This is a genomic window from Micromonospora sp. NPDC051925 (assembly GCF_044548625.1).
GTDB lineage: Bacteria > Actinomycetota > Actinomycetes > Mycobacteriales > Micromonosporaceae > Micromonospora.
Map to the genome: position 1 here is coordinate 22,268 of NZ_JBIUCH010000019.1, position 23,583 is coordinate 45,850.

23 protein-coding genes and 1 pseudogene are annotated in these 23,583 nt (G+C 71.0%); 14 read left to right on the forward strand and 10 right to left on the reverse strand.

What is annotated here, in order from left to right; all coding sequences use genetic code 11:
- Window positions 1-121: 121 nt before the first annotated feature.
- Together ACIG87_RS24105 and ACIG87_RS24110 are read right to left on the reverse strand one after the other, a co-directional pair.
- Window positions 122-463, reverse strand: coding sequence for a hypothetical protein (locus tag ACIG87_RS24105; RefSeq protein WP_396853407.1), 342 nt, complete (start codon window positions 461-463; stop codon window positions 122-124).
- Between the two features lie 50 nt (window positions 464-513).
- Window positions 514-1,026 (reverse strand): hypothetical protein, encoded by a 513-nt coding sequence (locus ACIG87_RS24110; RefSeq protein WP_396853409.1) that lies wholly within the window; start codon window positions 1,024-1,026, stop codon window positions 514-516.
- A gap of 248 nt (window positions 1,027-1,274) precedes the next feature.
- Between ACIG87_RS24110 and ACIG87_RS24115 the strand changes: the two genes are divergently transcribed.
- The 9 genes from ACIG87_RS24115 (at window position 1,275) to ACIG87_RS24155 (ending at window position 9,410) form a co-directional block, all read left to right on the forward strand.
- Window positions 1,275-1,511, forward strand: a complete 237-nt coding sequence (locus ACIG87_RS24115) for an HTH domain-containing protein (protein ID WP_219468848.1) — start codon at window positions 1,275-1,277, stop codon at window positions 1,509-1,511.
- On the forward strand, window positions 1,508-2,089 hold the full coding sequence (locus ACIG87_RS24120) for a Clp protease N-terminal domain-containing protein (RefSeq protein WP_396853410.1): 582 nt from the start codon (window positions 1,508-1,510) through the stop codon (window positions 2,087-2,089). Before ACIG87_RS24115 ends, ACIG87_RS24120 begins: the two co-directional genes overlap by 4 nt.
- 102 nt (window positions 2,090-2,191) lie before the next feature.
- Window positions 2,192-3,199, forward strand: coding sequence for a diacylglycerol/lipid kinase family protein (locus ACIG87_RS24125; RefSeq protein ID WP_396853412.1), 1,008 nt, complete (start codon window positions 2,192-2,194; stop codon window positions 3,197-3,199).
- Window positions 3,192-4,193 (forward strand): YihY/virulence factor BrkB family protein, encoded by a 1,002-nt coding sequence (locus tag ACIG87_RS24130; protein WP_396853413.1) that lies wholly within the window; start codon window positions 3,192-3,194, stop codon window positions 4,191-4,193. The genes ACIG87_RS24125 and ACIG87_RS24130 overlap by 8 nt, the downstream gene beginning before the upstream one ends.
- Window positions 4,194-4,276: 83 nt before the next feature.
- Entirely contained in the window at window positions 4,277-5,770 is a 1,494-nt protein-coding gene (locus ACIG87_RS24135; protein WP_396853415.1) for a phosphatase PAP2 family protein, read from the forward strand.
- A gap of 10 nt (window positions 5,771-5,780) precedes the next feature.
- Window positions 5,781-6,587 (forward strand): endonuclease/exonuclease/phosphatase family protein, encoded by an 807-nt coding sequence (locus tag ACIG87_RS24140; RefSeq protein ID WP_396853416.1) that lies wholly within the window; start codon window positions 5,781-5,783, stop codon window positions 6,585-6,587.
- A gap of 157 nt (window positions 6,588-6,744) precedes the next feature.
- Window positions 6,745-7,647 carry a hypothetical protein gene (locus ACIG87_RS24145; RefSeq protein ID WP_396853418.1) on the forward strand — a complete coding sequence of 301 codons (903 nt, stop codon included), beginning with the start codon at window positions 6,745-6,747 and terminating at the stop codon, window positions 7,645-7,647.
- An 81-nt stretch (window positions 7,648-7,728) separates the two neighbouring features.
- Window positions 7,729-8,247, forward strand: coding sequence for a SigE family RNA polymerase sigma factor (locus ACIG87_RS24150; RefSeq protein ID WP_396853420.1), 519 nt, complete (start codon window positions 7,729-7,731; stop codon window positions 8,245-8,247).
- On the forward strand, window positions 8,244-9,410 hold the full coding sequence (locus tag ACIG87_RS24155; RefSeq protein ID WP_396853421.1) for a hypothetical protein: 1,167 nt from the start codon (window positions 8,244-8,246) through the stop codon (window positions 9,408-9,410). Before ACIG87_RS24150 ends, ACIG87_RS24155 begins: the two co-directional genes overlap by 4 nt.
- A 60-nt stretch (window positions 9,411-9,470) precedes the next feature.
- On the opposite strand, the gene ACIG87_RS24160 is transcribed toward ACIG87_RS24155, so the two are convergent.
- Entirely contained in the window at window positions 9,471-10,433 is a 963-nt protein-coding gene (locus ACIG87_RS24160) for a TIGR03557 family F420-dependent LLM class oxidoreductase (protein ID WP_396853423.1), read from the reverse strand.
- A 393-nt stretch (window positions 10,434-10,826) separates the two neighbouring features.
- On the opposite strand from ACIG87_RS24160, the gene ACIG87_RS24165 reads away from it, so the two are divergent.
- A complete protein-coding gene (locus ACIG87_RS24165; RefSeq protein ID WP_396853424.1) occupies window positions 10,827-12,227 on the forward strand; it encodes a cellulase family glycosylhydrolase in 1,401 nt (466 codons plus the stop codon).
- 170 nt (window positions 12,228-12,397) lie between these two features.
- On the opposite strand, the gene ACIG87_RS24170 is transcribed toward ACIG87_RS24165, so the two are convergent.
- The 4 genes from ACIG87_RS24170 to ACIG87_RS24185 are packed head-to-tail and all read right to left on the reverse strand — an operon-like array spanning window position 12,398 to window position 17,754.
- Window positions 12,398-14,536, reverse strand: a complete 2,139-nt coding sequence (locus tag ACIG87_RS24170) for an alpha-galactosidase (RefSeq protein ID WP_396853426.1) — start codon at window positions 14,534-14,536, stop codon at window positions 12,398-12,400.
- Window positions 14,533-15,450 carry a carbohydrate ABC transporter permease gene (locus ACIG87_RS24175; RefSeq protein WP_396853428.1) on the reverse strand — a complete coding sequence of 306 codons (918 nt, stop codon included), beginning with the start codon at window positions 15,448-15,450 and terminating at the stop codon, window positions 14,533-14,535. The genes ACIG87_RS24170 and ACIG87_RS24175 overlap by 4 nt, the downstream gene beginning before the upstream one ends.
- The gene (locus tag ACIG87_RS24180; RefSeq protein WP_396853430.1) at window positions 15,447-16,406 is read right to left on the reverse strand and encodes a carbohydrate ABC transporter permease; all 960 of its coding nucleotides are present in this window, start codon (window positions 16,404-16,406) and stop codon (window positions 15,447-15,449) included. The genes ACIG87_RS24175 and ACIG87_RS24180 overlap by 4 nt, the downstream gene beginning before the upstream one ends.
- A gap of 22 nt (window positions 16,407-16,428) precedes the next feature.
- Window positions 16,429-17,754: an ABC transporter substrate-binding protein gene (locus ACIG87_RS24185; RefSeq protein WP_396853431.1), complete on the reverse strand. Its 1,326-nt coding sequence runs from the start codon at window positions 17,752-17,754 to the stop codon at window positions 16,429-16,431.
- A 277-nt stretch (window positions 17,755-18,031) separates the two neighbouring features.
- Here ACIG87_RS24185 and ACIG87_RS24190 point away from each other — a divergent pair, with 277 nt between their 5' ends.
- Together ACIG87_RS24190 and ACIG87_RS24195 are read left to right on the forward strand one after the other, a co-directional pair.
- On the forward strand, window positions 18,032-20,077 hold the full coding sequence (locus tag ACIG87_RS24190) for a beta-galactosidase (RefSeq protein WP_396853433.1): 2,046 nt from the start codon (window positions 18,032-18,034) through the stop codon (window positions 20,075-20,077).
- Between the two features lie 40 nt (window positions 20,078-20,117).
- Window positions 20,118-20,894: a DeoR/GlpR family DNA-binding transcription regulator gene (locus tag ACIG87_RS24195; RefSeq protein ID WP_396853434.1), complete on the forward strand. Its 777-nt coding sequence runs from the start codon at window positions 20,118-20,120 to the stop codon at window positions 20,892-20,894.
- A 26-nt stretch (window positions 20,895-20,920) separates the two neighbouring features.
- On the opposite strand, the gene ACIG87_RS24200 is transcribed toward ACIG87_RS24195, so the two are convergent.
- Entirely contained in the window at window positions 20,921-21,253 is a 333-nt protein-coding gene (locus ACIG87_RS24200) for a hypothetical protein (protein WP_396853436.1), read from the reverse strand.
- A complete protein-coding gene (locus tag ACIG87_RS24205; RefSeq protein WP_396853437.1) occupies window positions 21,250-21,507 on the reverse strand; it encodes a hypothetical protein in 258 nt (85 codons plus the stop codon). Before ACIG87_RS24205 ends, ACIG87_RS24200 begins: the two co-directional genes overlap by 4 nt.
- 434 nt (window positions 21,508-21,941) lie before the next feature.
- Between ACIG87_RS24205 and ACIG87_RS24210 the strand changes: the two genes are divergently transcribed.
- Window positions 21,942-22,799 carry a helix-turn-helix domain-containing protein gene (locus ACIG87_RS24210; protein ID WP_396853439.1) on the forward strand — a complete coding sequence of 286 codons (858 nt, stop codon included), beginning with the start codon at window positions 21,942-21,944 and terminating at the stop codon, window positions 22,797-22,799.
- Window positions 22,796-23,017: a DUF397 domain-containing protein gene (locus ACIG87_RS24215; RefSeq protein ID WP_396853441.1), complete on the forward strand. Its 222-nt coding sequence runs from the start codon at window positions 22,796-22,798 to the stop codon at window positions 23,015-23,017. The genes ACIG87_RS24210 and ACIG87_RS24215 overlap by 4 nt, the downstream gene beginning before the upstream one ends.
- Window positions 23,018-23,118: 101 nt before the next feature.
- On the opposite strand, the pseudogene ACIG87_RS24220 reads toward ACIG87_RS24215, so the two are convergent.
- A pseudogene (locus ACIG87_RS24220) lies at window positions 23,119-23,571 on the reverse strand (GNAT family N-acetyltransferase); the annotation flags it as partial.
- Window positions 23,572-23,583: the final 12 nt, after the last annotated feature.

Here is a 23,583-nt window from a genome sequence, read left to right on the forward strand (position 1 = left end):
CCGCTGCACTGCTACTGGCGGCGTTATGGGCGTTTGGTGCGATCCGGCGTAGGCTTACCGCGAGGCGGAACCGACAGACCGGAGGCGGTGGACTCGACTGAGCCCACCGCCCCTGGATCCGTCAACGCTGGGCGTCGATCAGCCCCTGACGTGCGACAACAGCTGCGTCAGTGGTGATGAGTAGCCCGACACCCGACCAGATTACGAGCGGTACGTAGCCCAAGGCTTCGGCGAGCTTGTTGATCCAGGCGACGCAATCCTCGATCGATTGCGTCGAGACGCCTAGATCAGTGGCGATCGTCTGGGTGGCAACCGGGCTGCCGGCCCGCTCGGCGAGATAGCGCACGAGGCCCTGGCCGTTGCTGTCGATCTTGCGGAGCAAGGCGCGAGCGTCGAACGCGACGTCGGGCCCGCCCGTGATCCACTCACGGGTCGGGTCGTTGGCGGGGTTCTCGTCGATCATCACCACTCCAGGGCTGACCATGCCTCCATGGCGGTGGCCGCTGCCGGCCTTCAGGCGGTACAAATGTCGGTCGCGCGACCGATGTAGGCATCATCCGAGTTGTAGTAGGCGGTCACCCACAACATGAAGGTACCGCTGAGCAGACTTGCATGGTCCCCGGTCGGAGTGCTCCATGATCCGCTCGACGACGCGTAGGGCCAGTTCTCGGTGGTCTTCCACCACTGGCCGTTGATGAACAGGTCGCGGTAGATGTGCAACTGCCTGTTGGGTTGGGCGTCCACGCCCCACCCCTTGTCCTGAACGTACCTCGTCGGAAGGATGTGGCAGGCGATGTCGGCGTAGACGATGGGGGCGAGTGCCTGTGGCTGGCTTGCCTTGGCCATGGCGAGTCTCGCAAGGGCTCCGCGCTCGTCCGTCCGGAAGAGATCGGGCGACAGCGAGGAAGCTGCCGACACTTCGCTGGGCCGAGCTGCGGCTGGTGAGGCTGCGGCGGCCAGGAGGGTGGCGACGATAAGTAAGATCGCGCTTCCCTGGCGTCCAACGCGTCGGATCACTCTCTGCACTTGTGTGCCTCCTTACCGTGGCATCAGTTCGGCCCGATGCTTCCAATGGGGAACCGGTAGACGGAACCCAAAATTTGCATCCACGACTGTGGATATACGAAGAGTTTCCAAACTTTGCCCAACTCGCCTGGGTGGACGGAATCACGCACCCATGGCGGGAGAGCGTGACGGCGCCGTCAGCCAGCAAGATGAACATCGCTTGTGACTGGTAGGGCCCTGGTTAGGGAGTGTCAACGTAAGTTGACACCATGAGTCGGGCAACGGAACTCGCGGCGGCGGCCGGCAGCACCGACCCCAGGGTCGGCCTGCGCGCGGTGCTCGCCCTGCGCCGGCTCCTCGAACGGCTGGAGGTGGTCCAGGTGGACAACGCCCGACGGCAGGGCTGGTCCTGGCAGGAGATCGCCGACGCGCTCGAGGTCAGCCGGCAGGCGGTCCACAAGAAGCACGCCGGGCGACCGGCGGTCCGAGGAACCTGGGAGGAATGATGTTCGTGCGGTTCACCGACCGGGCCCGCGCTGTCGTCCGACGGGCGGTCGAGCAGGCCCGCAGCGACGGGCGGCGGCCCGTCGGCACCGAACACCTGCTGCTGGCCATCCTGGCCGACGACGACGCGCTCGCCAGCCGGGTGCTGACCGGGGCCGGCGTGCGCGCCGACGACCTGCGCGCGCGGATCCGGCGACACGTCGGCGACGGCGGGATCGGGCTCGGCGAGGCGGACGCCGCCGCGCTGCGCGAGATCGGCATCGACCTCGCGGCCATCGTCGCCCGGATCGAGGACTCCTTCGGCCCGGACGCCCTGCGCGAGGCCGTCCCGGCCCCACGCCGCCGGTGGCGGCTGCGTCGGGCGGTCGGCGGGCCGTTCTCGTCCCGCTCCCGCAAGGTGCTGGAGCTGGCGCTGCGCGAGGCGCTCCGGCTGCACCACCGCCACATCGGCACCGAACACATCCTGCTCGGCCTGCTCCGTGAGGGTGGCGGCCTGGGCGCCCGGGTGCTGATCGAGGCGGGCGTCGACCTCGACGACCTGCGCCGACGGATCGAGCTCGCGCTCCGGACGGCGGCCTGACCGGCCCATCCGGTCCCGGCCCGGCTCAAACCTGTTTGCGGTCAATGCAACGTCGGTCACCGTCCGGTCGCTGACCGGCCCGGGGTGCTGCACACTTGCGCCGTGGATGGTGCAGAACAGCAGCGCACGGTGACCGGCGACGACCGCCCCCCGCGCTCGGCGGTGGTGGTCAACCCGACCAAGGTGACCGATCTCGACGAGTTCCGGCGGACCGTGGACGAGGCCCTCGCCACCGCCGGCTGGCCCGCCCCGAGCTGGTACGAGACCACCGCCGAGGACCCCGGCCGGGGACAGACCGAACAGGCCGTCGCCGCCGGCGCGGAACTGGTCTTCGCCTGCGGCGGCGACGGCACGGTGATGGCCTGCGTCACCGCGCTGGCCGGCACCGACGTCGAACTCGCCGTGCTGCCGCAGGGCACCGGCAACCTGCTCGCCGCCAACCTGGGGCTCTCCAACGACCTGGCCGCCGGCCTGGAGGTGGCCGTCGAGCGCGGGCGACGCCGGCTGGACGTCGGCGTCGTCGACGACCAGTGCTTCGCGGTGATGGCCGGGATGGGCTTCGACGCCCAGATGCTGGCGGACACCTCCGAGACCACCAAGGCCCGGATCGGCTGGCCCGCGTACGTGGTGGGGGCCGCGAAGCACCTGCGGGACCGGCCGATGCGGGTCACCATCCGGATCGACGACCGGCCACCGGTGCGCCGCCGGGCCCGCTCCGTGCTGGTCGCCAACGTCGGGCGGCTCCAGGGTGGGGTCCGCCTGCTCACCGAGGCCGAACCCGACGACGGCTGGCTCGACGTGGCCGTGCTCACCCCGCGCACCCTGCGCCACTGGCTCACCATGGGCTGGGCGCTGGTCCGCCGGCAGGGCAGCGTCCCGCAGTTGGAGGTCCACCGGGCCCGCAAGGTCGTCATCACCAGCAACCGGGCCCAACCCCGACAGCTCGACGGCGACCTGATCGCGCCGGGCCGCGTCCTGACCGCCGAGGTCAGGCCCGGGTCGCTCTGGCTCTGCGTGCCGCGCCCGGCGCGTGACCCGGACCTGGCGTACGACGCCGACGCGGCAGCGAAGCGCGGTGAGAAGTTGGTCGAGGAAGCCCGCCGTGAGTAGCACCCGGCTCGTCCCCGAGACCCGGTTGATGTCGTCGGACGAACTCTCCGCCGACGACGCCTGGCGTACGCTGCGCCGCCACGGTGGCTGGCGGCTGCTGCGGGACGCGTTCATCCGGTTCCGCTACGGCGACGGGTTCAGCCACTCCCGGGCCTTCGCCCTGCAGCTCTGCCTCGCCGTCGTCCCGTTCCTGATCGCGCTGACCGGCCTGATCAGCGACCTGGGTGTCGAGGAAGGCGGCCAGGTGGTCGCCGACACCGTGCTGGCGCTGACTCCCGGGCAGAGCGAGCAGGTGGTGCAGGACCTGCTCGGTGACAGCGACCGCACCGAGAGCACCGGTGAGTTGGCGCTGACCCTCGGCCTGATCACCGGTCTGGTGGCGCTGACCACCACGATGGCCCAGATCGAGCGCGGCGCGAACCGGATCTACGGTGTGGAGCGGGACCGCCCCGCGCTCTGGAAGTACCTGCGGGCGGCGGTGCTCGCCGTGGTCGCCGGCCTGCCGGCGCTGGCCGGGTTCCTGATCCTGGTCGGCGGCGGGGCGATGGGCGAGTCGGTGCAGCGGCACTACGAGTGGGGTGACCTCGCTGCCGGAGCCTGGGAGGTGGTGCGCTGGCCGCTGAGCCTCGTGCTGACCGTGGTCGCGGTGGCGGTGATCTTCCGGCACGCGCCCCGGCGCAAGCAGCCCGGCCTGTCCTGGCTCTTCTTCGGCGCCGGCATCGCCACCGCCCTGTGGTGGCTGGCCAGCCTGCTGCTCGCCGGGTACGTCAGGTTCGCCGGCGGCTTCGGCCAGACGTACGGGGCGCTGACCGGGATGATGGCGTTGCTGCTGTGGGCCAACCTCACCGGCATGGCGCTCTTCGGCGGGCTGGCCTTCGCCGCCCAACTGGAGGCGATGCGGATCGGGGTGCCGGAGCCGGCCCAGCCGGACCTGTGGGAGCCCGAGGCCGAGCGGGTGGAGATGCTCGACACCGGTGAGATGACCGCGCTGTAGACCCCGCCTCACCCGACGGGCGTGTACGAGGTGGCGGAATCGGGTACAGCGCGCCTCGCCACGTCGACGCAGGGAGGTGCGGGTTGACCGCGGTCAGGGAGACGACGGCCCGACGGCCGCTCGGCCATTTCGCCGAACGGAGCGTCGCCGGCCTGTTGGCCGTGGCCGGCGCGGGCGTCGGCTTCGGGCTGTTGCTGATGCTCGTCCGGTTCAGGTGGAGCCCGATGTACCACGCCGACCACGAGGCGGCCGAGTGGTTCAACGGGCTCGTCGCACCGCACCACGCGCTGGTCACCGTGCTCCAGGCGATCACCGACCTGGGCGGCCGACCGGTGCTGATCTGGCTGGTCACCATCGCGGTGGTCAGCCTGCTGATCCGCCACCAGTCCCGGCTGGCGGTCTATCTGATCGTGACCGGGGTGGGCGGGCTGATCCTCGACCCGTCGCTCAAGGCCCTGGTCGGCCGGCTCCGCCCGGTGGTCGACGTGCCGGTCGCCAGCGCCCCCGGCAACAGTTTCCCCAGCGGACACGCGCTCGGCTCGTTCGTCGCGTACGGGGCGTTGCTGCTGGTCTTCCTGCCGGCCATGGCGCCCCGCTGGCGCAAGCCGGCGATCGCCATCGCCGCCGTGCTGGTGGCGCTGATCGGGTTGACCCGGATCGCGCTCGGCGTGCACTTCGTCTCCGACGTGCTCGGCGGCTGGCTGCTCGGCGCGGCCTGGCTCGGCGTCACCGCGTACGCCTTCCGGTTGTGGCGGCGGGAGCGCGGCCGGCCGGTGCCGCCGCTGGCCGAGGGCCTGGAGCCGGAGGCCGGCGACGAGATCACCCCGGCCCCGGCCGAGGAACACGTGCTGGAGCACCCCCGGTCGGCCGTCGCCGAACTGCTGGTCGGCTGGGTGATCGTCTTCGGTGCCCTGTACGCCTTCGGCACGTACGTCAGCTACCACGCCAAGGGCACCGTCTTCGAGACCCTGGACACCGACGTGCCGCGCTGGTTCGCCGCCCGGCACACCGACCTCCTCACCGAACTGAGCTGGTGGTGGAGCAAGTTCGGCGACACCCACGCCATCCTGCTCGTCTCGCTGGTCTTCTGCCCGCTGGTGCTGGCCGTCTGGAAGCGCTGGCGGCCGGTGCTCTTCGTGGTGCTGGCGCTCTTCGGCGAGCTGAGTCTCTTCCTCGCCTCGGCCCGGTTGGTGCAGCGGCCCCGCCCGGCGGTGGAGAACCTGGACGGGCCGATGCCCACCTCCTCCTTCCCGTCCGGGCACATCGCGGCGACCACCTGCCTCTGGCTCGTCATCGCGATCGTCGTGTTCGTCCGCACCGACCGCTGGTGGCGCTGGCTCTTCGTGGCGCTGGCCGCGATCATGCCGGCCGGGGTGGCGGTCTCCCGGATGTACCGGGGGATGCACCACCCGACCGACTTCATGGGCGCGCTCCTGCTCAGCGGCCTCTGGATCGGCCTGCTCTACTGGGTGATCCGGCCCAACGCCGACGTCGACCAGGGCAACCGCCCCGCGATCGAGTCGGAGCAGGTCGACGAGCTGGACGACGAGCTGGCCAAGGCCGGCCGCCCGGAGTGAGCCACCGACCGTGCTGCGGATGATGACCTGGAACATCAGGACCGGCGGCCGGGACCGGACCGGACCCGACCGCCGGGACCTGGTGGCCCGGGTCGTCGCCGCGCAGGCCCCCGACGTGCTGGCCCTGCAGGAGCTGCGCGGCTTCGACCGGCCGGGCGTGCTGGCCGGGTTCGCCGACCGGGTGGGGATGCGCCCGCGGCTGGCCCGTGCCTGCTTCGGTCAGCCGGTGGCCGTGCTGGTCCGCCCCGGGTGGCGGATCTGTTCGGCCGGGCCGGTCCGGCGGCCGTTCCACCACGCGGCGCAGCGGGTGGAGCTGGCCACCACCGCCGGCCCGCTCACCGTGCTCAGCGCGCATCTCGACCCGTACACCGGGCTGCGGCGGCGGATCGAGGCCGGTTGGCTCGCCGGGGCGCTGCGCCGTACGCCGGGGGAGCTGGCCCTGCTCGCCGGTGATCTGAACACCCTCGACCCGGTCACCGGGCACGCCGAACGGGTGGCCCGGCTGCCGGCGGCGTACCGGCGACGGCACCTGCGCCGCGACGGGCGGACGGTGGAGACCCGGGCGGTGGCCCGGCTGCTCGCCGCCGGCCTGGTCGACCTCTGGGCCCACACCGGCGGGCCGCCCGAGGCGGGCCTGACCGCGCCGACCTGGCACGGCGGGGGCGTCGAGTTCTCCGGCATGCGGTTGGACTACCTGCTCGGCACCCCGGCGCTCGCCGCCCGGCTGCGGGACTTCCGGGTGGTCCGCGGCGGTGACACCGAGTACGGCTCCGACCACTACCCGGTCGTCGCCGACCTGGACCTCGATCCGGCCTGACGGACTTGTCGACGCCTGCCGTGGTCGGCGTGTCCGACCTCGGGCCCGCGCCGCCGCCAGCAGGCCCTGGCTCTGCTGACCGAGCCCGTGCAACCGTCCCCGGCCCCGCCGCCATCCGTACGGTGACAGCGCCAACGTCCGGGACGGGGAGTGGCCGATGGGTGCCATGCGGGAGCAGGAGAACACCGGGTACGCCACGGCGGAGTTCGATCCCGGTCGGCAGGTCTTCCGGCTCTCCTGGCTACCCGGGGAGTTGACCCACCGGACGTATGCCGGGCAGCGGCGGGAGCACTCGGTCACCGCACTGCTGCCCGGACCCGTCCCGCACCGCGCTCCCGGCCCAGCGACTGATCCGGCCCGAGCCGGGCGGGTGGTGACCGTGACGGTGGGTGCCCGGGGTGTGGACGTGTGCCGGCCGCTGCGCGAGTGGGATCCGGAGCTGGCCGGGTCGGCCCCACCGATGGCCCCGATCGGGGTCGCCGTCGCGCCGGTGCGGGACCGGCCGGCGTACCGGTACGTCAGCCCCGACGGTGCGCGTGCCGCCCTGGTCTGGCGGTACGCCGCTGACGGGTGGGCCGCCGTGCTGGCCACCAACCTGCCCGGCGCGGCCGGCGTCCTGCGGCGGATCGCCGAAGGGCTGGTCGACGAGGACCGACCGCTCATGGTGCCCTTCGTCCGGCTGCCACCCCCGACGGGCTGCCGACTCGAACGGGTGGTGGTCGAGCGGCGGGACGGTCGGTGGCACCGGGCGTGGACCGGCTACGTCGCACCCGGCTCCTCGTCGCCGTACGGCGATCTGACCGTCGGCGTGACCCGGGACCGGGTGGGCGACGACGGGAGCGCCGTGGTCGACGGCCGGCCGGCGTGGTCGACCGGCGGTCTCGGCACGTACCGGGTCGGTCGGATCCCTGGTGCGACGCGGCCCTCGGCGGCCGAGGTCGGCGCCCTGACGCCCCACGGTCTGGCCGCGCTCGGCGGCCCCGGGGCCGCGCTGGCCCTCGCCGGCCGTGTCCGGCTGGTCACCGACCCCGACGACGAAGCCGGGTGGTGCCCGTTCTGAGGTGCGCCCCCGTGCAACCGATTCCGGTCCGGGGGCCATCCGTACGGTGACAGTGCCAGCGTCCGGGACGGGGAGTGGTCGATGCAGGCGACGCAACGGCAGGAGTACGTCGAGTTCGTGACGGCGGTGACGCCGAAGCTGCGACGGACGGCGTACCTGCTGACCGGAGGTGACGCCCACCGCGCCGACGATGTCGTGCAGCAGACACTGACCCGGTTGTACGTGAAGTGGGGCCGGGCGCGGGCCGCCGACGACGTGGCGGCGTACGTGCACCGGATGCTGGTCAACGCGTTCCGGCAGGAGCGGCGCTCCCGTTGGTTCGGGGTGCAGCTGTTCGACCGCGCGCCGGAACCGGAGCCGAGGGGTGTCCCGCCGACGGATGCGGTGGTGGACACGGTGGCGGTGCGGGCCGCGCTGGCAACGGTGCCTCCCGGTCAGCGGGTGGTGCTGGTGCTGCGCTTCTACGCCGACCTGAGCGTCGAGCAGACCGCCAGGGTGCTGGGCTGCTCGACCGGCAACGTCAAGAGCCAGACCGCGCGCGGGCTCGCCGCGCTGCGCCGACAGCTGCCGCTGGCGGACCCGACGGAGGTGAATCGATGAGCCACGACGAGGAGACCCTGGTCCGGCAGCTGTTGGCGCGGGCCGCCGACGACCTGCCCGACGGCGGGGTGGGGCCGGAGACCTTGCTGGTGGCGGGGGAACAGGTGATGCGACGTCGCCGCCGGGTGGTGACGGCAGCGGCGGCCATCGTGACCGTGTTCGCCCTGTTCGGCGTCGCCGTCGCGGTCGTCGGCGTACGGCAGGGCACGATCCCCGGCGACGGCAACCTTCCGTCACCGACGGTGAGCCGGACCGGGCCGCCGGCAGTGGCCCCGGAGAGGTTCGACCCGACCCGCCGGTTGCTCCGGCTGGGGAACCTGCCGGCCGGAGCCGGCCATCAGTCGTACCAGTCGGATCTGTACGTGATCTCGGTGCGGGCAGACGTGCCGGAGGCGCTGAGCCCCGGCGGTCCGGTGGAACCCGGTCCCATGATGGCCTCCAGCGCGTCGGTGGTCGTCCGGGTGGGTGCGCGTGGACAGGACGTCTTCGGCCAGTACCGGCGGAAGTCGGATCGGCGGATGCCGTCGCCGGCCCCGTCGGTCGACCTGCCCGGATCCCCGGTCGCCCCGGTGGGGGGGCACCCCGCCCACCTGTGGGCCGGCGGCGGCGACACCGTGCTGTCCTGGCAGTACGCGCCGGACGGGTGGATCTCCGTGGGGGTCATCGGGTTCGACCAGCCGGAGGCGGTCGTACGTCAGGTGGCCACCGGCCTGCTCTGGGAGGAACAGCGGGTGACCGTCCCGTTCGAGCCGGTCGCCGATCCGCCCGGCAGCATGCTCAAGGGTGTGGAGATCCGAACGTACCGGGGGAGGTGGCTGGACGTGACCGCGCACTACGTGATGAAGGCGGGCGCGGGCGAGGCGGGCGGGCGCGACATCCTCATCGGCGTCTCCGACGGGGTGTTCGCCGGAGACGGGTCGGACTTCCGTCGTACCCGGCTGATGGTGCGTGGGCGGGTCGCCTCGGCGGACGACGGGCCGAAGGGGTTCGGTGCCTATCGGGTGGCCCAGGTGCCCGGCTGCGCGGGTTGCGTCGCCGAGGTGGACACGGAGTCCGAGGCGGGCCACGCCGCGGTGGGTGGGCGCGACGGGGGGCTCGACCTGGCCGCCTCGATCAGGCTGGTCGACGGTAGCGACGACCCGACCGGCTGGCGTCCCCTGTAGTGGCGGGGTCGACGGCCGGTCCCGGGGAGGTGTCCGGGCCGGCCGGGTGAGGGGTGTGGATCAGAGTTCGCGGAGGCGGGGGAGGAGCTGCTCCTGCGCCCAGTCCAGGAACATCGGCTGGGTGTCCCCGCCGACCTGCACGATCGACACGTGGGTGAAGCCGGCGTCGACGAAGGCGCGGAACGCCTCGACGTGCCGGTCGACGTCGGGGCCGCAGGGGATGCCGTCGGCGACGTCACTCTCGCGGACGAACTGGGTGGCGGCGGCGAGGGCGTCCGGGTCGGGCAGGTCGGCGTTGACCTTCCAGCCGTTGCCGAACCAGCGGAACTGGTCGTGCGCGATCTTGCGACACTCGGCCTCGTCGGGGCCGTAGCAGATCGCCACCTGGCCGTAGCGGGGCCGCCCGACGCCGCCCGCGTCGTCGTACAGCTGGATGATCCGGGGGTCGGGTTCGGTGGCGACGATGCCGTCGGCGTACTCGGCGGCGAGCGCTGCCGACGACGGCCCGGACGCGGCCACGGCCATCGGGACGGGGCGTTCCGGCCGGTCCCAGAGGTAGGCGTCGGGGACGTCGAAGTGGTTGCCGGAGAAGGTCAACGTCTCACCGTTGAGCAGCGGACGGATGATCTGGAGCGCCTCGGAGAACATCTCGTGTCGCTGCTCGACGTGCGGCCAGCCGCCGACCACGTGCTCGTTGAGGTTCTCCCCGGCACCGAGGCCGAGGGTGAACCGGCCGTCGGAGAGGACCCCGATGGTGCTGGCCTTCTGCGCCACCACCGCCGGGTGGTAGCGGCGGATCGGGCAGGTCACGAAGGACATCAGCGCGGCCCGGCCGGTGGCGTGGGCGACCGCGCCCAGCACCGACCAGGCGTACGGGGAGTGGCCCTGCGCGTCGAGCCACGGGTAGTAGTGGTCGGACATGACCAGCTGGTCGAAGCCGGCCGCCTCCGCCCGTACCGCGTGGTCGACCAACTGCTTCGGGCCGGCCTGTTCGCACATCAGGGTGTAGCCGACGCTGACCATCCTGTTGCTCCTTCCGGGCGACGATCGTCACCGATTACCCCTGGTCGGTGCCGGTCAACCTCGGCTGTCCCGGCGCGTCGTCCGGCGCGGTGCCTCTTGACGGTGACGGGAGCGGCGTCTAAGGTCCGGCTTAACCGGTTCAGGCTGGTGGCGTCACATCCTGTGGTGGGGATGACTGCCCCCTGTGGCGGCCCGCGGCCGGCGTGGGTCGCCACAGGACCTGGCGGGGACAGCCGGGCAACTTAACCGGTTGCCTTCCCTGTGTCATCGGCCTACGCTGATCCGCACGCGGCCTGGGAGTCAGGCGGCGGCTGTCGGGCTACAGCCGAGCGCCACCGTCACCACCATCGCCACCCCGCCAGGGCAACGGGGTCGACCTTCCTGAGGAAAGCCATGAAGAAGCGACTTTCCGTCGCCGGCGTCGCCCTGCTCACCGTTCTCGCCGCCGTGTTCGCCTTCGGCCAGCCGGCCCAGGCCGCGGCCGGTTTCTCGGTCTCCGGCGGCAAGCTCTACGACGCCAACGGCAACGAGTTCATCATGCGTGGCGTCAACCACGCCCACACCTGGTACCCGCAGCAGACCAGTTCCTTCGCCAACATCAAGGCGCTGGGCGCGAACACCGTACGGGTGGTGCTGGCCAGCGGTGACCGCTGGACCAAGAACACCGCCGCCGACGTCAGCAACGTCATCTCGCTCTGCAAGGCCAACAAGCTGATCTGCGTGCTGGAGGTGCACGACACCACCGGCTACGGCGAGCAGGCCGGCGCGATCACCCTGGACCGGGCGGTCGACTACTGGCTGAGCATCGCCAGCGCCCTGCAGGGCCAGGAGCGGTACGTCATCGTCAACATCGGCAACGAGCCGTACGGCAACCAGGGCTATGCCACCTGGGCCACCGACAGCGCCAACGCGATCAAGCGGCTGCGGGCCGGCGGGCTCACCCACACGATCATGGTGGACGCGCCGAACTGGGGTCAGGACTGGTCGTTCACCATGCGCGACAACGCGGCCGGCGTGTTCGCCGCCGACCCGCAGAAGAACACCGTCTTCTCGATCCACATGTACGGCGTCTTCGACACCGCCGCCGAGATCAGCGACTACCTGGGCCGGTTCCGTAGCGCCAAGCTGCCCATCGTGGTCGGCGAGTTCGGCTTCGACCACTCCGACGGCAACCCCGACGAGGACACCATCCTGTCGTACAGCCAGGCCAACGGGATCGGTTACCTGGGCTGGTCGTGGAGCGGCAACGGCGGCGGCGTGGAATACCTCGACATGACCACGAACTTCAACCCGGCCGCCCTGACCACCTGGGGCCAGCGGATCTTCAACGGCGCCAACGGCATCAAGGCGACGTCGAAGGAGGCGTCGGTCTACTCCGGCACCACCCCGACCACCCCGCCCACCACGCCGCCGACGACCCCGCCGACCACTCCACCCACGACTCCGCCGACCACGCCGCCGACCACTCCGCCCACCACGACTCCGCCGGCGACCGGTGGCTGCACGGCGACCTACACGATCATCGGTTCGTGGCAGGGCGGCTTCCAGGGTGAGGTCAAGGTGACGGCCGGCAACGCGGCCATCAGCGGCTGGACGACGAAGTGGACCTTCGCCAACGGCCAGACCGTCAGTCAGTCGTGGAACGCCTCGGTGAGCACCAGCGGCAGCACCGTGACCGCCCGCAACGTCGACTACAACGGCCGGCTCGGGGCCGGGGCCAGCGCCGCCTTCGGCTTCATCGGCAGCTGGACCGGCACCAACCCGGTTCCTGCGGTGACCTGCACCGCGAGCTGATCGCCTCCGGACCATCGGTGGCCGGGTCCGCCCGGACCCGGCCACCGCCTTCTCCGGTACGCCCCCGCTCGGCTCCGCCTCGCCTCGCGTGTTTCGTGATCGACTCAGTGGGGGCGATATTGCGGTGTCGACCTGTCGCGGATACCGCAATATCGTCTCCCCTGTATAGATCAAGCGATGTCGATTGCGTCGACCTCCAGGAGCAGGGCCTGTTCCGGGTGCAGGGCGGGCAGTTGCAGGCCCAACGACCCCAGCACCGCACCGCTCAGTGTCACGGTGGGCAGCCAGCGGGGTGCGGTGATCTGCAACATCGCCGGCTCCGGCACCCCTGCGGCCGGGCGGACGGCGTACCGCCGGGCCGGGTCGAGGCCGGGCAGCCGGAGCGGGCCCGGGGCCTGCGTGGCGGAGGTGGCCAGCCGGGACACCGCGTACACCGCGCGGGAGCGGTCGTGGGCGACCACGCCGTGCGCCTGGACGGCCGGGTCCGGGTGGTCGATCCGGGTCACCCGGCCGGTGTGCAGCAGCGGCCGGAGCCGTTTGTGCAGGGCCACCCAGGCGGCCAGCTCGGCCCGCTCGTCGTCGCTGATCGCGCCGATGTCCCACTCGATGCCGTGGTGGCCGAAGAGCGCGGTGACCGCCCGGAAGCCCAGGTCGTGCACCCGCCCGGTGGTGTGCGAGCGCTCCGGGCCGATGTGCGTGCCGATCAGCTCCGGCGGCAGCAGCAGCCCGGTCCAGCGTTGGATCGACAGCCGTTCCAGGGCGTCGTTGCAGTCGCTGGCCCAGACCCGGTCGGTGCGCCGCAGGATCTCCAGGTCGACGCGGGCACCGCCGGACGAGCAGCTCTCGATCTCCAGGTGCGGATGCCGGGCGCGCAACTCGTCGAGCAGCCGGTAGGCCGCCACCGTCTGCGCGTGCACCCCGGGCCGGCCGGCGTGCCCGGCCTCGGTGAGGTCCCGGTTGTGGTCCCACTTGAGGTAGGCGATGCCGTCGTGCTCGGTCAGCAGCGCGTCGAGCCGGCCGAGCAGGTACCCGTACGCGTCCGGGTGGGCCAGGTCGAGGACCTGTTGGTGCCGCCACGGCAGGGGCAGCCGGCCGGGCGGGGCGAGCACCCAGTCGGGGTGGGCGCGGAACAGGTCGGAGTCGGGGTTGACCATCTCCGGTTCGACCCAGAGCCCGAACTGCATGCCCAGCCCGCGCACGTGGTCGACGAGCGGGTGCAGGCCGGCCGGCCAGACGTCGGCGTCGACGTGCCAGTCGCCCAGGCCCGCCCGGTCGTGCCGGCGTCCCCGGAACCAACCGTCGTCGAGGACGAACCGCTCCACGCCGACCTCGGCGGCCCGGTCGGCGAGCGCCCGCAGCCGGTCCAGGTCGTGGTCGAAGTAGACCGCCTCCCAGACGTTGAGGGTCACCGGGCGTGGCGCGCGGGGGTGACCCGGGCGGGACCGCAGGTGGGTGTGCAGCACGTCGCTGAGCCCGTCCAACCCGGCCGAGGAGTGCGCCGCGTAGAGCAGCGGGGTGGCGTACTCGTCGCTGGGGCCGAGGACGACCTCGCCCGGGGCGAGCAACTCCCCGCCGCTCAGGGTGGACTCCCCGGTCGGGCGGCGCTCGGCGGCGGTCACGTGGTCGCCGCTCCACGCGGTGTGCACCGCCCACACCTCGCCGTGGCCGAAGCCGAAACCGGCGGTGCCGGCGACCAGCAGCAGCGTGGCGTCGTGTCCGGTGCGGCCGTGCCGACCCTCGCGGACCCAGGCCCCCAGCGGCCACGGGTGCCGCTGCGGCGCACGTTCGCGGCACCAGCGCCCGGTCAGGTCGAGCAGTTCGGTGGCGACCGCCGGCACCGGCAGCACCGGCGTCAGCTCCCGCACCTCGTAGGGTCGGTCGCCGTCGTTGCGCAGCCGGTGCCGCACGGTCAGCAGCCCGGCCGGGTCGAGGGTGATCTCGACGGTCAGGGCCAACCCCACCCCCGCGTCCGTCGCCCGGACGGTCACCCTCGCCGCGCCGCCCTGCGGGTCGTCGACGTCGATTCCGTCGAGGTGGAAGGTGGTGGACCAGTCCTGTCCGTGGCGGTGGCCGGCGAGGCCGGGTCGGCCGCTCCAACCGGCGCTCGCCTCGGGCAGCAGCGACAGCACGGTCGGCGCGTCGAAGCTGCTCGGCACGACCGGCGGTACGGTGGCGTCGACCAGGGCCGGCAGGTCGTCGGCGGGCACCGGGCCGAGGCCGACGCCCCAGTGCGCGATCCGGGGCAGCCCCGGGCCGCGCGCGTCGAGCACCAGACTGGTCCGCGCGCGGCGCAGGTGGACGATGCTCATCCCTTGGACGCTCCCAGGGTCAGGCCCTTGACGAACTGCTTCTGCAACAGGAAGAAGATCACCAGGGTGGGGACGGCGACCAGCACCGAGCCGGCCGACACCAGGTTGTTGTCGGTGAAGAACTCGCCGCGCAGGTTGTTCAGCGAGCTGGTCACCGGGAACTTGTCGCCGGTGCGCATCAGCACGGTGGCCCAGAAGAACTCGTTGTAGATCCAGGTCACCTCCAGGGTGGCCAGGGCCGCCAGCGCCGGCCGGCACAGCGGCATGGTCACCTGCCAGTACTGCCGCCAGATGCCCGCCCCGTCCACCATGGCCGCCTCGTACAGGTCGCGGGGGAGCGCCTTCATGTAGTTGCTCAGCACGAAGACGCAGAAGCCGCACTGGAAGGCGACGTTGACCAGGATCAGCCCCCAGTAGCTGTCATAGAGCAGCTCGGAGTCGCTCATGAACTCCGGCAGCGGCACCTGCGTGAAGATCCGGAACAGCGGGATCAGCAGCGCCTGCTGGGGCAGCAGGTTGGCGGCGGTGAAGAGACCGAGCAGGACGATGTTGAGCTTCCAGCTGAACCGGGCGATCACGAACGCCACGCACGAGGCTAGGAAGAGGGTCAGCAGCACCGCCGGGACGGTGATGTAGACCGAGTTGAGGAAGTGCTTGCCGAACTCGGCGGTCTGCCAGGCGGTGACGTAGTTGTCGAACGTCCACCCGCCGAGCGAGACGTACCCGTGGGCGGCGGTGTAGGCGTACGACCGCAGCGAGGTCAGCACCGCCCAGAGGATCGGGAAGAGCCAGCCGACCGCGACCGCGCCGAGGAACAGGTGCAGCACCACCCGGGCGGGACGCAGCGGTGGGCGGCGCGGGGCAGACTTCGACGTCGGTGCGGACCCCGGCTCACGGGTCAGGGTGCGCGTCATCGCCGGTTCTCCCTCATCACGACGGCCAGGTAGATGGTGATGAAGACCAGCGAGACGGCCAGCATGATCGTCGCCAGGGCGGAGCCGAAGCCGATCCGGCTCGCCTCGCCGACCACGTTCTGGGTGACCAGGGCGGAGATCAGCTCCAGACCGTTGCGGCCCTTGTTGATCACCCAGACCAGGTCGAACGCGCGCAGCGACTCGATCACGGTCACCACCAGCACGATGATGTTGATGGGCCGCAGCACCGGGAAGATCACCCGGAAGAAGGTGCTGGTCTCCGAGGCCCCGTCGACCGAGGCGGCCTCCCGCAGCGACGGGTCGACCCCCTTCAGCCCGGCCAGGTAGAGCAGCATGATGTAGCCGACGTGCCGCCACCCGGCGGCGACCAGCACGGCCCAGATGTTGACGTTCGGGTCGCCGTACCAGTCGGTCTGGCTGCCCAGGACGGCGTTGAGCAGCCCCTGGTCGCGGGAGTAGATGAGCTGCCAGACGAAACCGATGAGCGCCAGCGACAGCACCACCGGCAGGTAGAGCGCGGTCTGGTAGAACCGGCTGCCGCGCATTTCCTTGTCGAGCAGCACGGCCAGGAGCATCCCGAACGGGGTGGCGACCACGAAGAGCGCGGCCAGCCACAGCAGGTTGTTCTGCATCGCCGGCACGAACGGCGGGTAGATGTTGACCACGTCGGAGTAGTTCCGGCCGCCGACCCAGTCGATCTCGCTGAGCGGGCCGATGCCGTCCCAGTCGGTGCCGGAGAGCGCCACGGTGGCCAGTGCGGGCAGCCAGATCAGACCGACCACCAGCAGCAGCGGTACGAGCACCATCAGCGTGATCACCATGCGGTCGGTGCGGGACAGGAGCCGTAGCCGCCGGCCACGACCACCCGGGGAGGTGGTGGTCGTGGCCGGTGCCGGCACGGCGTGATCCGCTTGGATCAGGGGCAGGTCGGACACGACGGTCCTCCCCCTCTCGCCGTCAGCTGGTGAAGATCGACTTTTTCTGGTTCTCGATGCTGTTGACCAGGCCGTCGATGTCCCTGGGGTTCTTGATGAACTGCTGGAGCGCCGGGATGATCACGGTGGAGGCGAAGTCCGGTCGGGTGTCCCGGTCGAGGAACTGGGCGACCTCGGTGGCCGAACCGACCAGTTCGGCGGCCTTCTTCTGCAGGGCCGTGTAGCCGCCGGTGTCCGCGCCGCCGTTGGCGACCAGGGTGCTGGGGTCGTTCTTCACGGTGATGTCCGCGGCTTCCTTCGAGCCGACGTACTCCAGCAGCTTCTTGGCGTTGGCCTCGGACTTCGGCTTGCGGGCCAGCATGTAACCGTCGATGGGCGCGTCCAGCGCCTTGGCCCCGACGGCGGAGTCGATCTCGGGGAAGGTGAAGAAGTCGAGGTCGTCCTGCTCCTCGTTGCTGAACTGCTGGGCCACGAAGAGGCCGAGCAGGTACATGCCGCTCTTCTTCTGCTGCAGCGACTGGGCGGCCTCCTGCCAGGTGCGGCCCAGGCTGTCCGGCTGGTGCAGCGGGAGCAGCCCGTTCCAGGTGTCGAAGACCTTCTTGACCTTGTCGGAGGTCCACGCCTCCTTGCCGGCCATCAGGTCGATGTGGAACTGGTAGCCGTTGATCCGCAGGTTGAGGATGTCGAAGGTGCCCATCGCCGGCCAGCCGTCCTTGTCGGCGAAGGCGATCGGGGTGAGGCCGTCCCGCTTCATCTGCGCGCTCAGCGCGTTGAGCTGGTCGAGCGTGGTCGGCACCTGGTAGCCGTACTGCTTCCAGACCGACTTGCGGTAGAAGAGCGCCCACGGGTAGTACGACGACGGTACGAGGTACTGCTTGCCGTCGTCGCCGGTGGACGCCTTCTTGAACGCGTCGGAGTAGCCGGAGAGCTTGCCCCACACGTCGCTGAGGTCCCCGGCCAGACCCTTGGCGGCGAAGAACCGCATCCGGTAGCCGGCGAACCACATGAACACGTCGTCCGGCTTGCCCTGGAGGTAGTTGTTGATGTTCTCCTGGTAGGTGTTGTGGTCCACCGTGTTGATCGCGGGGGTGATCCCGGACGCGGTCTTGAACCCGTCCATGACCTTGACGATGACCGCCTTCGGGTTCGGGTCGGACTGGTTCGAGCCGACCGACACCTCCTTGCTGTCGGCACCCGAGTCGGAGTCGGAGCCGCAGCCGGCGAGCAGCCCGGTGCCGAGCAGCGCGCCCGCGCCGACCCCGGCGAGCAGGGAACGTCGTCCGATGCCGGCGACGGAGGACGGTACGAGCCGAGCCAGGTACTCGGCTTCGGTACGGGGACGGGACATGGTGCCTCCTGCGGATGAAGAGGTGTGCTGCGCCCGAGGGCCGTCAGTGGTGGTGGGGGCCGTTGGGGAATGCCAACATAGATCCACCGAGAACGAACATTGGCAAACACGAACTCCCGGTGGCGGTTGAAGCTACCCGTCCGTACGGCTCTGTCAAGAGGGCAGCTCGGGTTCGATATCGCAGCGTTGGCAACCAGTCCCGGCGGTAAACGTTGGAAAACTTGTCGATGTTGGAAAGTGTTGACTTGATCGGTCGGGAAGGGCACGCTCTGCTCTCATGTGGCAGCACGGCACCTGGCAGGGCGACGGGATCTACTTCGGCGCCGACTACAACCCCGAGCAGTGGCCCGAGCAGGTCTGGGTCGACGACGTCGCGCTCATGCGACAGGCCGGGGTCAACCTGGTCTCGGTCGGGATCTTCTCCTGGGCTCTGCTCGAACCGTCCCCCGGCCGGTACGAGTTCGGCTGGCTCGACCGGGCCCTCGACGTCCTGCACGACGGCGGCATCCACGTCGACCTGGCCACCGCCACCGCCAGCCCACCCCCGTGGCTGGCCCACCGGCACCCCGAGACGCTGCCCCGTAGCGCCGACGGCACCGTGCTGTGGCCCGGCGGGCGGCAGGCGTACTGCCCCAGCTCACCGATCTTCCGCCAGCGCTCCCTGGCCCTGGTCGAGACGGTCGCCGACCGGTACGCCGACCACCCCGCCGTGGTCATGTGGCACGTCTCCAACGAGCTGGGCTGCCACAACGTGCACTGCTACTGCGACGTCAGCGCCGAGGCGTTCCGGGGCTGGCTGCGCGAGCGCTACACCGACCTGGACCGGCTCAACGACGCCTGGGGCACCACCTTCTGGAGCCAGCGTTACCACGACTGGGCCGAGATCAACCCGCCGCGCGCCGCGCTCACCTTCGCCAACCCCACCCAGCAACTGGACTTCCTGCGCTTCTCCTCCGACGCGCAGCGCGCCCAGCTGCGCGCCGAGCGGGAGGTGCTCGCCCGGCGGGTCCGCCAACCGGTGACCACCAACTTCATGGTCGGCATGGCCAAGCACATGGACTACCACTCCTGGACGTCCGACGTGGACCTGGTCGCCAACGACCACTACCTGGACGCCGCCGACCCGAACGCCCACCTCGGCCTGTCGTTCGCCGCCGACCAGACCAGGGGCGTCGCCGGAGGCGAGGCGTGGCTGCTCATGGAGCACTCCACCAGCGCGGTCAACTGGCAACCCCGCAACGTCGCCAAGACCCCCGGCCAACTGCGCCGCAACAGCCTCACCCACGTGGCGCGCGGCGCCGACGGGGTGCTCTTCTTCCAGTGGCGGGCCTCCCGGGCCGGCGCGGAGAAGTTCCACTCCGCCCTGGTCCCGCACGCCGGCCCGGACACCAAGGTCTTCGACGAGGTCTGCCGGCTCGGCGCCGACCTCAAGGCCCTGGCCGAGGTGCGCGGCAGCCGGGTCGAGGCCGAGGTGGCGATCCTCTTCGACTGGGAGGCGTGGTGGGGGGTCGAGCTGGACTCCCGCCCCAGTGCCGACGTCACCTACGCCGACCGGATGAAGGCGCTCTACGATGCCCTCTGGCGGGCCGGGATCACCACCGACGTGGTGCACCCGTCGGCCGACCTCTCCGGCTACCGGCTGGTCCTCGTCCCCACCCTCTACCTGGTCCGTGACGCCGACGCCGAGGCGCTGCGCGGCTACGTCGCCGGCGGCGGGACGGCGCTGGTGACGTACTTCAGCGGCATCGTCGACGAGCACGACCACATCCGGCTCGGCGGCTACCCGGGCGCGTTCCGGGAACTGCTCGGCATCCGTACCGAGGAGTTCTTTCCGCTGCGCGACGGCGAGCGGGTCACCCTCGACGACGGCTCCACCGCCGACGTGTGGACCGAGTGGCTGCACCCGGCGGGTGCCGAGGTGGTCGCGTCCTACCTGGACGGGCCGCTGCCCGGCATACCCGCGCTGACCCGGCACCGGGTCGGCCACGGCACCGCCTGGTACCTGGCCACCCGGCTCGACGAGACGGCCACCGACGCCCTGGTGGCGCGGCTGCTCACCGAGTCCGGGGTCCGGCCGTCGGTCGACGCCCCGCGCGGCGTCGAGGTGGTCCGCCGCCGCGCCGACGACCGGTCCTGGCTGTTCGTGGTCAACCACACCGACGCCGAGGCGACGCTCGACGTGACCGGCATCGACCTGCTCACCGGGCAGCCCTGCGGCGGGACGCTGCGGGTACCCGCCGGGGAGGTGGCCGTGATCCGGGAGGAGCAGGCGGCGACGGGAGTGGTCCCAGCGGTTGAACCATCCCCGTCGGCGGCGGCCTGACCTGCGTACCGTTCCCTCGTCCGCGCGGTTGGGAGGTTCGATGCTCGCCCAGCAACGGCAGAACGCCATCCTGGAGCTGATCCGGCAGCGCGGCGGGGTGCGGGTCAGCCACCTGGTGAGCCGGTTCGGCGTCTCCGACATGACCATCCGGCGGGACCTGGAGGTCCTGGCCGAGCGCGGGCTGGTGGACAAGGTGCACGGCGGGGCGACCCTGGCCGGCCCGGGGTCGGCCGAGGAGCCCGGCTTCGCCGCGAAGTCGGTGCGCCAACAGGACGAGAAGCGGGCCATCGCCGAGCGGGCCGCCCGGATGGTGGAGCCGGGGATGGCCGTCGCGCTCTCCGCCGGCACCACCACCGCCGCGCTGGCCACCCTGCTCGGCGATGTACCCGGGCTGACCGTGGTGACCAACTCGATCCCGGTCGCCGACGCGCTCTACCAGAACCCGCGCGTCGACCAGACGGTGGTGCTGACCGGGGGCATCCGCACCCCGTCGGACGCGCTCACCGGGCCGGTGGCCGAGGCGGCGATCCGTACCCTCAACGTGGATCTGCTCTTCCTCGGGGTGCACGGGATGAGCCCGCGTACCGGGTTCACCACCCCCAACCTGTTGGAGGCGGCGGTCAACCGGCGACTGATCGGCGCGGCCCGGCAACTGGTGGTGCTGGCCGACCACACCAAGTGGGAGACGATCGGCATCGCCACCATCGCCCCGCTGGCCGAGGCCGACCTGCTGGTCACCGACGCCGGGCTGTCGCCGGACGGGCGGCAGCAGGTCGGCGAGCAGGTCGGTGAGTTGGTCGTCGTCGAGGTCGGGTGAACCGGCGGGTGCCCGGCTGACACCGGTCAGCCGTCGGCATCGCACGGCCCGCCGTGCCCGGCCCGGCCCCGGCAACGCCGCCGGTCCGGCATGATCCGGTCACAGAACACCCACTGTCGTACGTGCTGGGCGTCCTCGGCGGAGACGGTGGTGCCGGCGATCTCGATCCCCGGCACCAGGGCCAGCGAACGGGCCAGCGCGTACGCGAAGCGCAGCGCCTGGGCCTGATCCGCCGCGCCCGTCACGGGCAGGTGCACCACGTATCGGGGTGCGTCATTCTTCCCGCCCGTTGCTGCGTCACCGGCCAGGGGCAGCGGCGCGAAGACCGCGTCCGGGCCGGAGGCTGCCTCCGGATTCACGACTGCCGCTGATTCGCCCGGCCGCTGCGCCAGTCGCGTAGCACCCGTTTGACCCGGGTGTTCTCGTCGGTCAACCGCGCCACCTCCTGGTGCAGGGTGGCCATTTCCAACGCGACACGGTGCTGGAAGCGGCGTACCTCCTGAGGGTCGAGACCCCGTCGACCGAACCGGGCGCTGGGAAACTTGTGGTCGCGGACCAGGCTCGGGTGCAGCCGGGATGGCAACGTGCCGTCAGAGTCGGTGCCTCGGGTCATCGGTCGCCTCCTGTGTGGTGGATGGGGCGGCCCTGGCGGAGGGGGAGTTCCGCGCAGGGCCGCCCCGCCCGGTGACCGCAGCCTCATTCGGCGGGTACGGACACCGGGCTGCCGGTGGATGTGTCGACGTCGAGCGGGTCGGGGTCGCGAAGACCCCGGTTGCCGTGATAGATATTCAGCAAGTCGGTCGGAGCCGGAACGCGTCAGTGACGCGGCTCCATGTGGAGACCCGACGAGATCCGGTATGCGGCTGCCACCCGCGAGGCCGTCTCTCGTCACCTTCTCGGCTGTTGGCACAGCCGCGGTTACTGCGCTTGCACCGGGCGTCCCCGGGGGCCGGTGATCACCCTCACCCGAAGGCCACATTTCCAGCGGGCTGGAACTGGAGCAATGGTTCCTTCGCGGGCCTCGTCAACTTTTTCGAGAGGTGGATCATGCCGCACAAGCCGTTCATTCGTACCCTGCGCGCGCAGTGGCTCGGGCAGCAACTACGTGCCCTGCGGGAAGAGCGGGGGATGACCTTGAAACTCGTTTCGGAGCATCTGCAACGCGACATGTCGGCCCTCGGCCGCTACGAACGGGCGGACTGGCCGATCCGCAAAGGCGACGTCATCGCGCTTCTCGACCTGTACGGCTTTCATCACGCCGCCGAACGGGCTCGCCTGCTGGCGCTGGCCGAGGAGGTCTGGCGCACCGACCGCTGGGACGAGGACTACGGCGACGTCGTCGACTCGTCCTTCATCGAGTACCCATGGCTGGAGGGCCGCGCCGAGCGCATCGGTTCGTACAACACGATTCTGCTGCCTGGTCTCATGCAGACGCGTGAGTACGCCAAAGCGGTCATCCGTAATGCGGAAGAGCCTGACGTGCCTGCTGCCACAGTGTCCCGATGGGTGGAGTTGCGCATCGAGCGACAGCAGGTGCTCGACGGCAGAACCAAAGTGGGCGCTGTCCTTGACGAGAGCGTCTTGCGCCGGATGGTCGGTGGACCACAGACGATGTGCGAACAGCTTCGACATCTTCTGCAACTGACCGCCCGACGGAACGTGGAGATCCGGGTGCTACCGTCCGCGAAAGCCCTCCATGCGGGGATGGATGGTGCCTTCACGCTGTTTACGCTGCCGAAGCCGTATCCGGCAGTTGCCTATCTGGAGAATCTCGCCGGGCGACTCTACGTGGAAGCGCCAAGATCAATGAAGTTCGTTCACGCGTACGATCGGCTCAGGGATGCTGCGCTGAGCACCAGTGAGTCGGCACAGTTGATCGCGAGCATCGTGAAGGAGTTGTCATGAGCGAGGTTCTACCTGCGGTGGCCTGGCACATCAGCACGAAGAGCAACGACAACGGCGGAAGCTGCGTTGAGGCGGGGCCGCTTCTCGACGGCTCCGGGCGGGTTGCTGTCCGGCACAGCAAGGCGCGTGATGCGGCGACGATCATCTACACGGCCGACGAGTGGGCGGCCTTCGTCGGTGGCGTCAAGGACGGCGAGTTCGACTTCACCGGCGAGTGACTCACCGCCCCTTTGGCCGGGACGAGGGGTGGCGGCCCTGCGGGGTGCCACCCCTCGTGTCATGTCGTGGCAGTCGGGGTGCGCCAGCCGAACCGGTGCGGTCAGCCCCTCGGATAGCTGTGGTCATGAGGGCTGCCGGAGTCGTGCCGGCCGTCGCGTAGGGGTGTCTCGTCACGGAGCAGCCCGTAGATCATCATGTCGCGCCAGACGCCGTGCCGGAACCGTACCCCGCGCAGGACGCCCTCGCGGCGGAACCCGATGCGTTCCAGTGCCGTCTGCTCTGCGAGGTTCTCCGCATCGGTCTGCGCCTCGAGCCGGTTGGCCATCGTGTACCGGAACAGGTAGGTCACCAGCATGGCCTGGGCGGCGGTGCCCAATCCGCGCCCCCGGTGCTCCGGCAGCAGCGCGAGGCCGATCTCGTAGCACGCCCCGATGGGGCCGCCCCGGGTGCGCGCCTCCCAGCTCGCGATGCCCACCACCGTGTCATCGGGGCCGACCACGGCCAGTGCGGTCGAGGTAGGGCTGACGTACCCGTCGGTCTCCCAGCGACGGCATCGGGCCCGAGC

What these genes read in the sequence shown, in the direction of transcription:
- ACIG87_RS24115 (WP_219468848.1), top strand. Translation starts at nt 1,275, where the DNA reads ATGAGTCGGGCAACGGAACTCGCGGCGGCGGCCGGCAGCACCGACCCC.
- ACIG87_RS24215 (WP_396853441.1), top strand. Translation starts at nt 22,796, where the DNA reads ATGAGCGAGGTTCTACCTGCGGTGGCCTGGCACATCAGCACGAAGAGC.
- ACIG87_RS24145 (WP_396853418.1), top strand. Translation starts at nt 6,745, where the DNA reads ATGGGTGCCATGCGGGAGCAGGAGAACACCGGGTACGCCACGGCGGAG.
- ACIG87_RS24160 (WP_396853423.1), bottom strand. Translation starts at nt 10,433, where the DNA reads ATGGTCAGCGTCGGCTACACCCTGATGTGCGAACAGGCCGGCCCGAAG.
- ACIG87_RS24205 (WP_396853437.1), bottom strand. Translation starts at nt 21,507, where the DNA reads ATGACCCGAGGCACCGACTCTGACGGCACGTTGCCATCCCGGCTGCAC.
- ACIG87_RS24155 (WP_396853421.1), top strand. Translation starts at nt 8,244, where the DNA reads ATGAGCCACGACGAGGAGACCCTGGTCCGGCAGCTGTTGGCGCGGGCC.
- ACIG87_RS24105 (WP_396853407.1), bottom strand. Translation starts at nt 463, where the DNA reads ATGATCGACGAGAACCCCGCCAACGACCCGACCCGTGAGTGGATCACG.
- ACIG87_RS24185 (WP_396853431.1), bottom strand. Translation starts at nt 17,754, where the DNA reads ATGTCCCGTCCCCGTACCGAAGCCGAGTACCTGGCTCGGCTCGTACCG.
- ACIG87_RS24190 (WP_396853433.1), top strand. Translation starts at nt 18,032, where the DNA reads ATGTGGCAGCACGGCACCTGGCAGGGCGACGGGATCTACTTCGGCGCC.
- ACIG87_RS24210 (WP_396853439.1), top strand. Translation starts at nt 21,942, where the DNA reads ATGCCGCACAAGCCGTTCATTCGTACCCTGCGCGCGCAGTGGCTCGGG.
- ACIG87_RS24195 (WP_396853434.1), top strand. Translation starts at nt 20,118, where the DNA reads ATGCTCGCCCAGCAACGGCAGAACGCCATCCTGGAGCTGATCCGGCAG.
- ACIG87_RS24170 (WP_396853426.1), bottom strand. Translation starts at nt 14,536, where the DNA reads ATGAGCATCGTCCACCTGCGCCGCGCGCGGACCAGTCTGGTGCTCGAC.
- ACIG87_RS24165 (WP_396853424.1), top strand. Translation starts at nt 10,827, where the DNA reads ATGAAGAAGCGACTTTCCGTCGCCGGCGTCGCCCTGCTCACCGTTCTC.
- ACIG87_RS24150 (WP_396853420.1), top strand. Translation starts at nt 7,729, where the DNA reads ATGCAGGCGACGCAACGGCAGGAGTACGTCGAGTTCGTGACGGCGGTG.
- ACIG87_RS24175 (WP_396853428.1), bottom strand. Translation starts at nt 15,450, where the DNA reads ATGACGCGCACCCTGACCCGTGAGCCGGGGTCCGCACCGACGTCGAAG.
- ACIG87_RS24120 (WP_396853410.1), top strand. Translation starts at nt 1,508, where the DNA reads ATGATGTTCGTGCGGTTCACCGACCGGGCCCGCGCTGTCGTCCGACGG.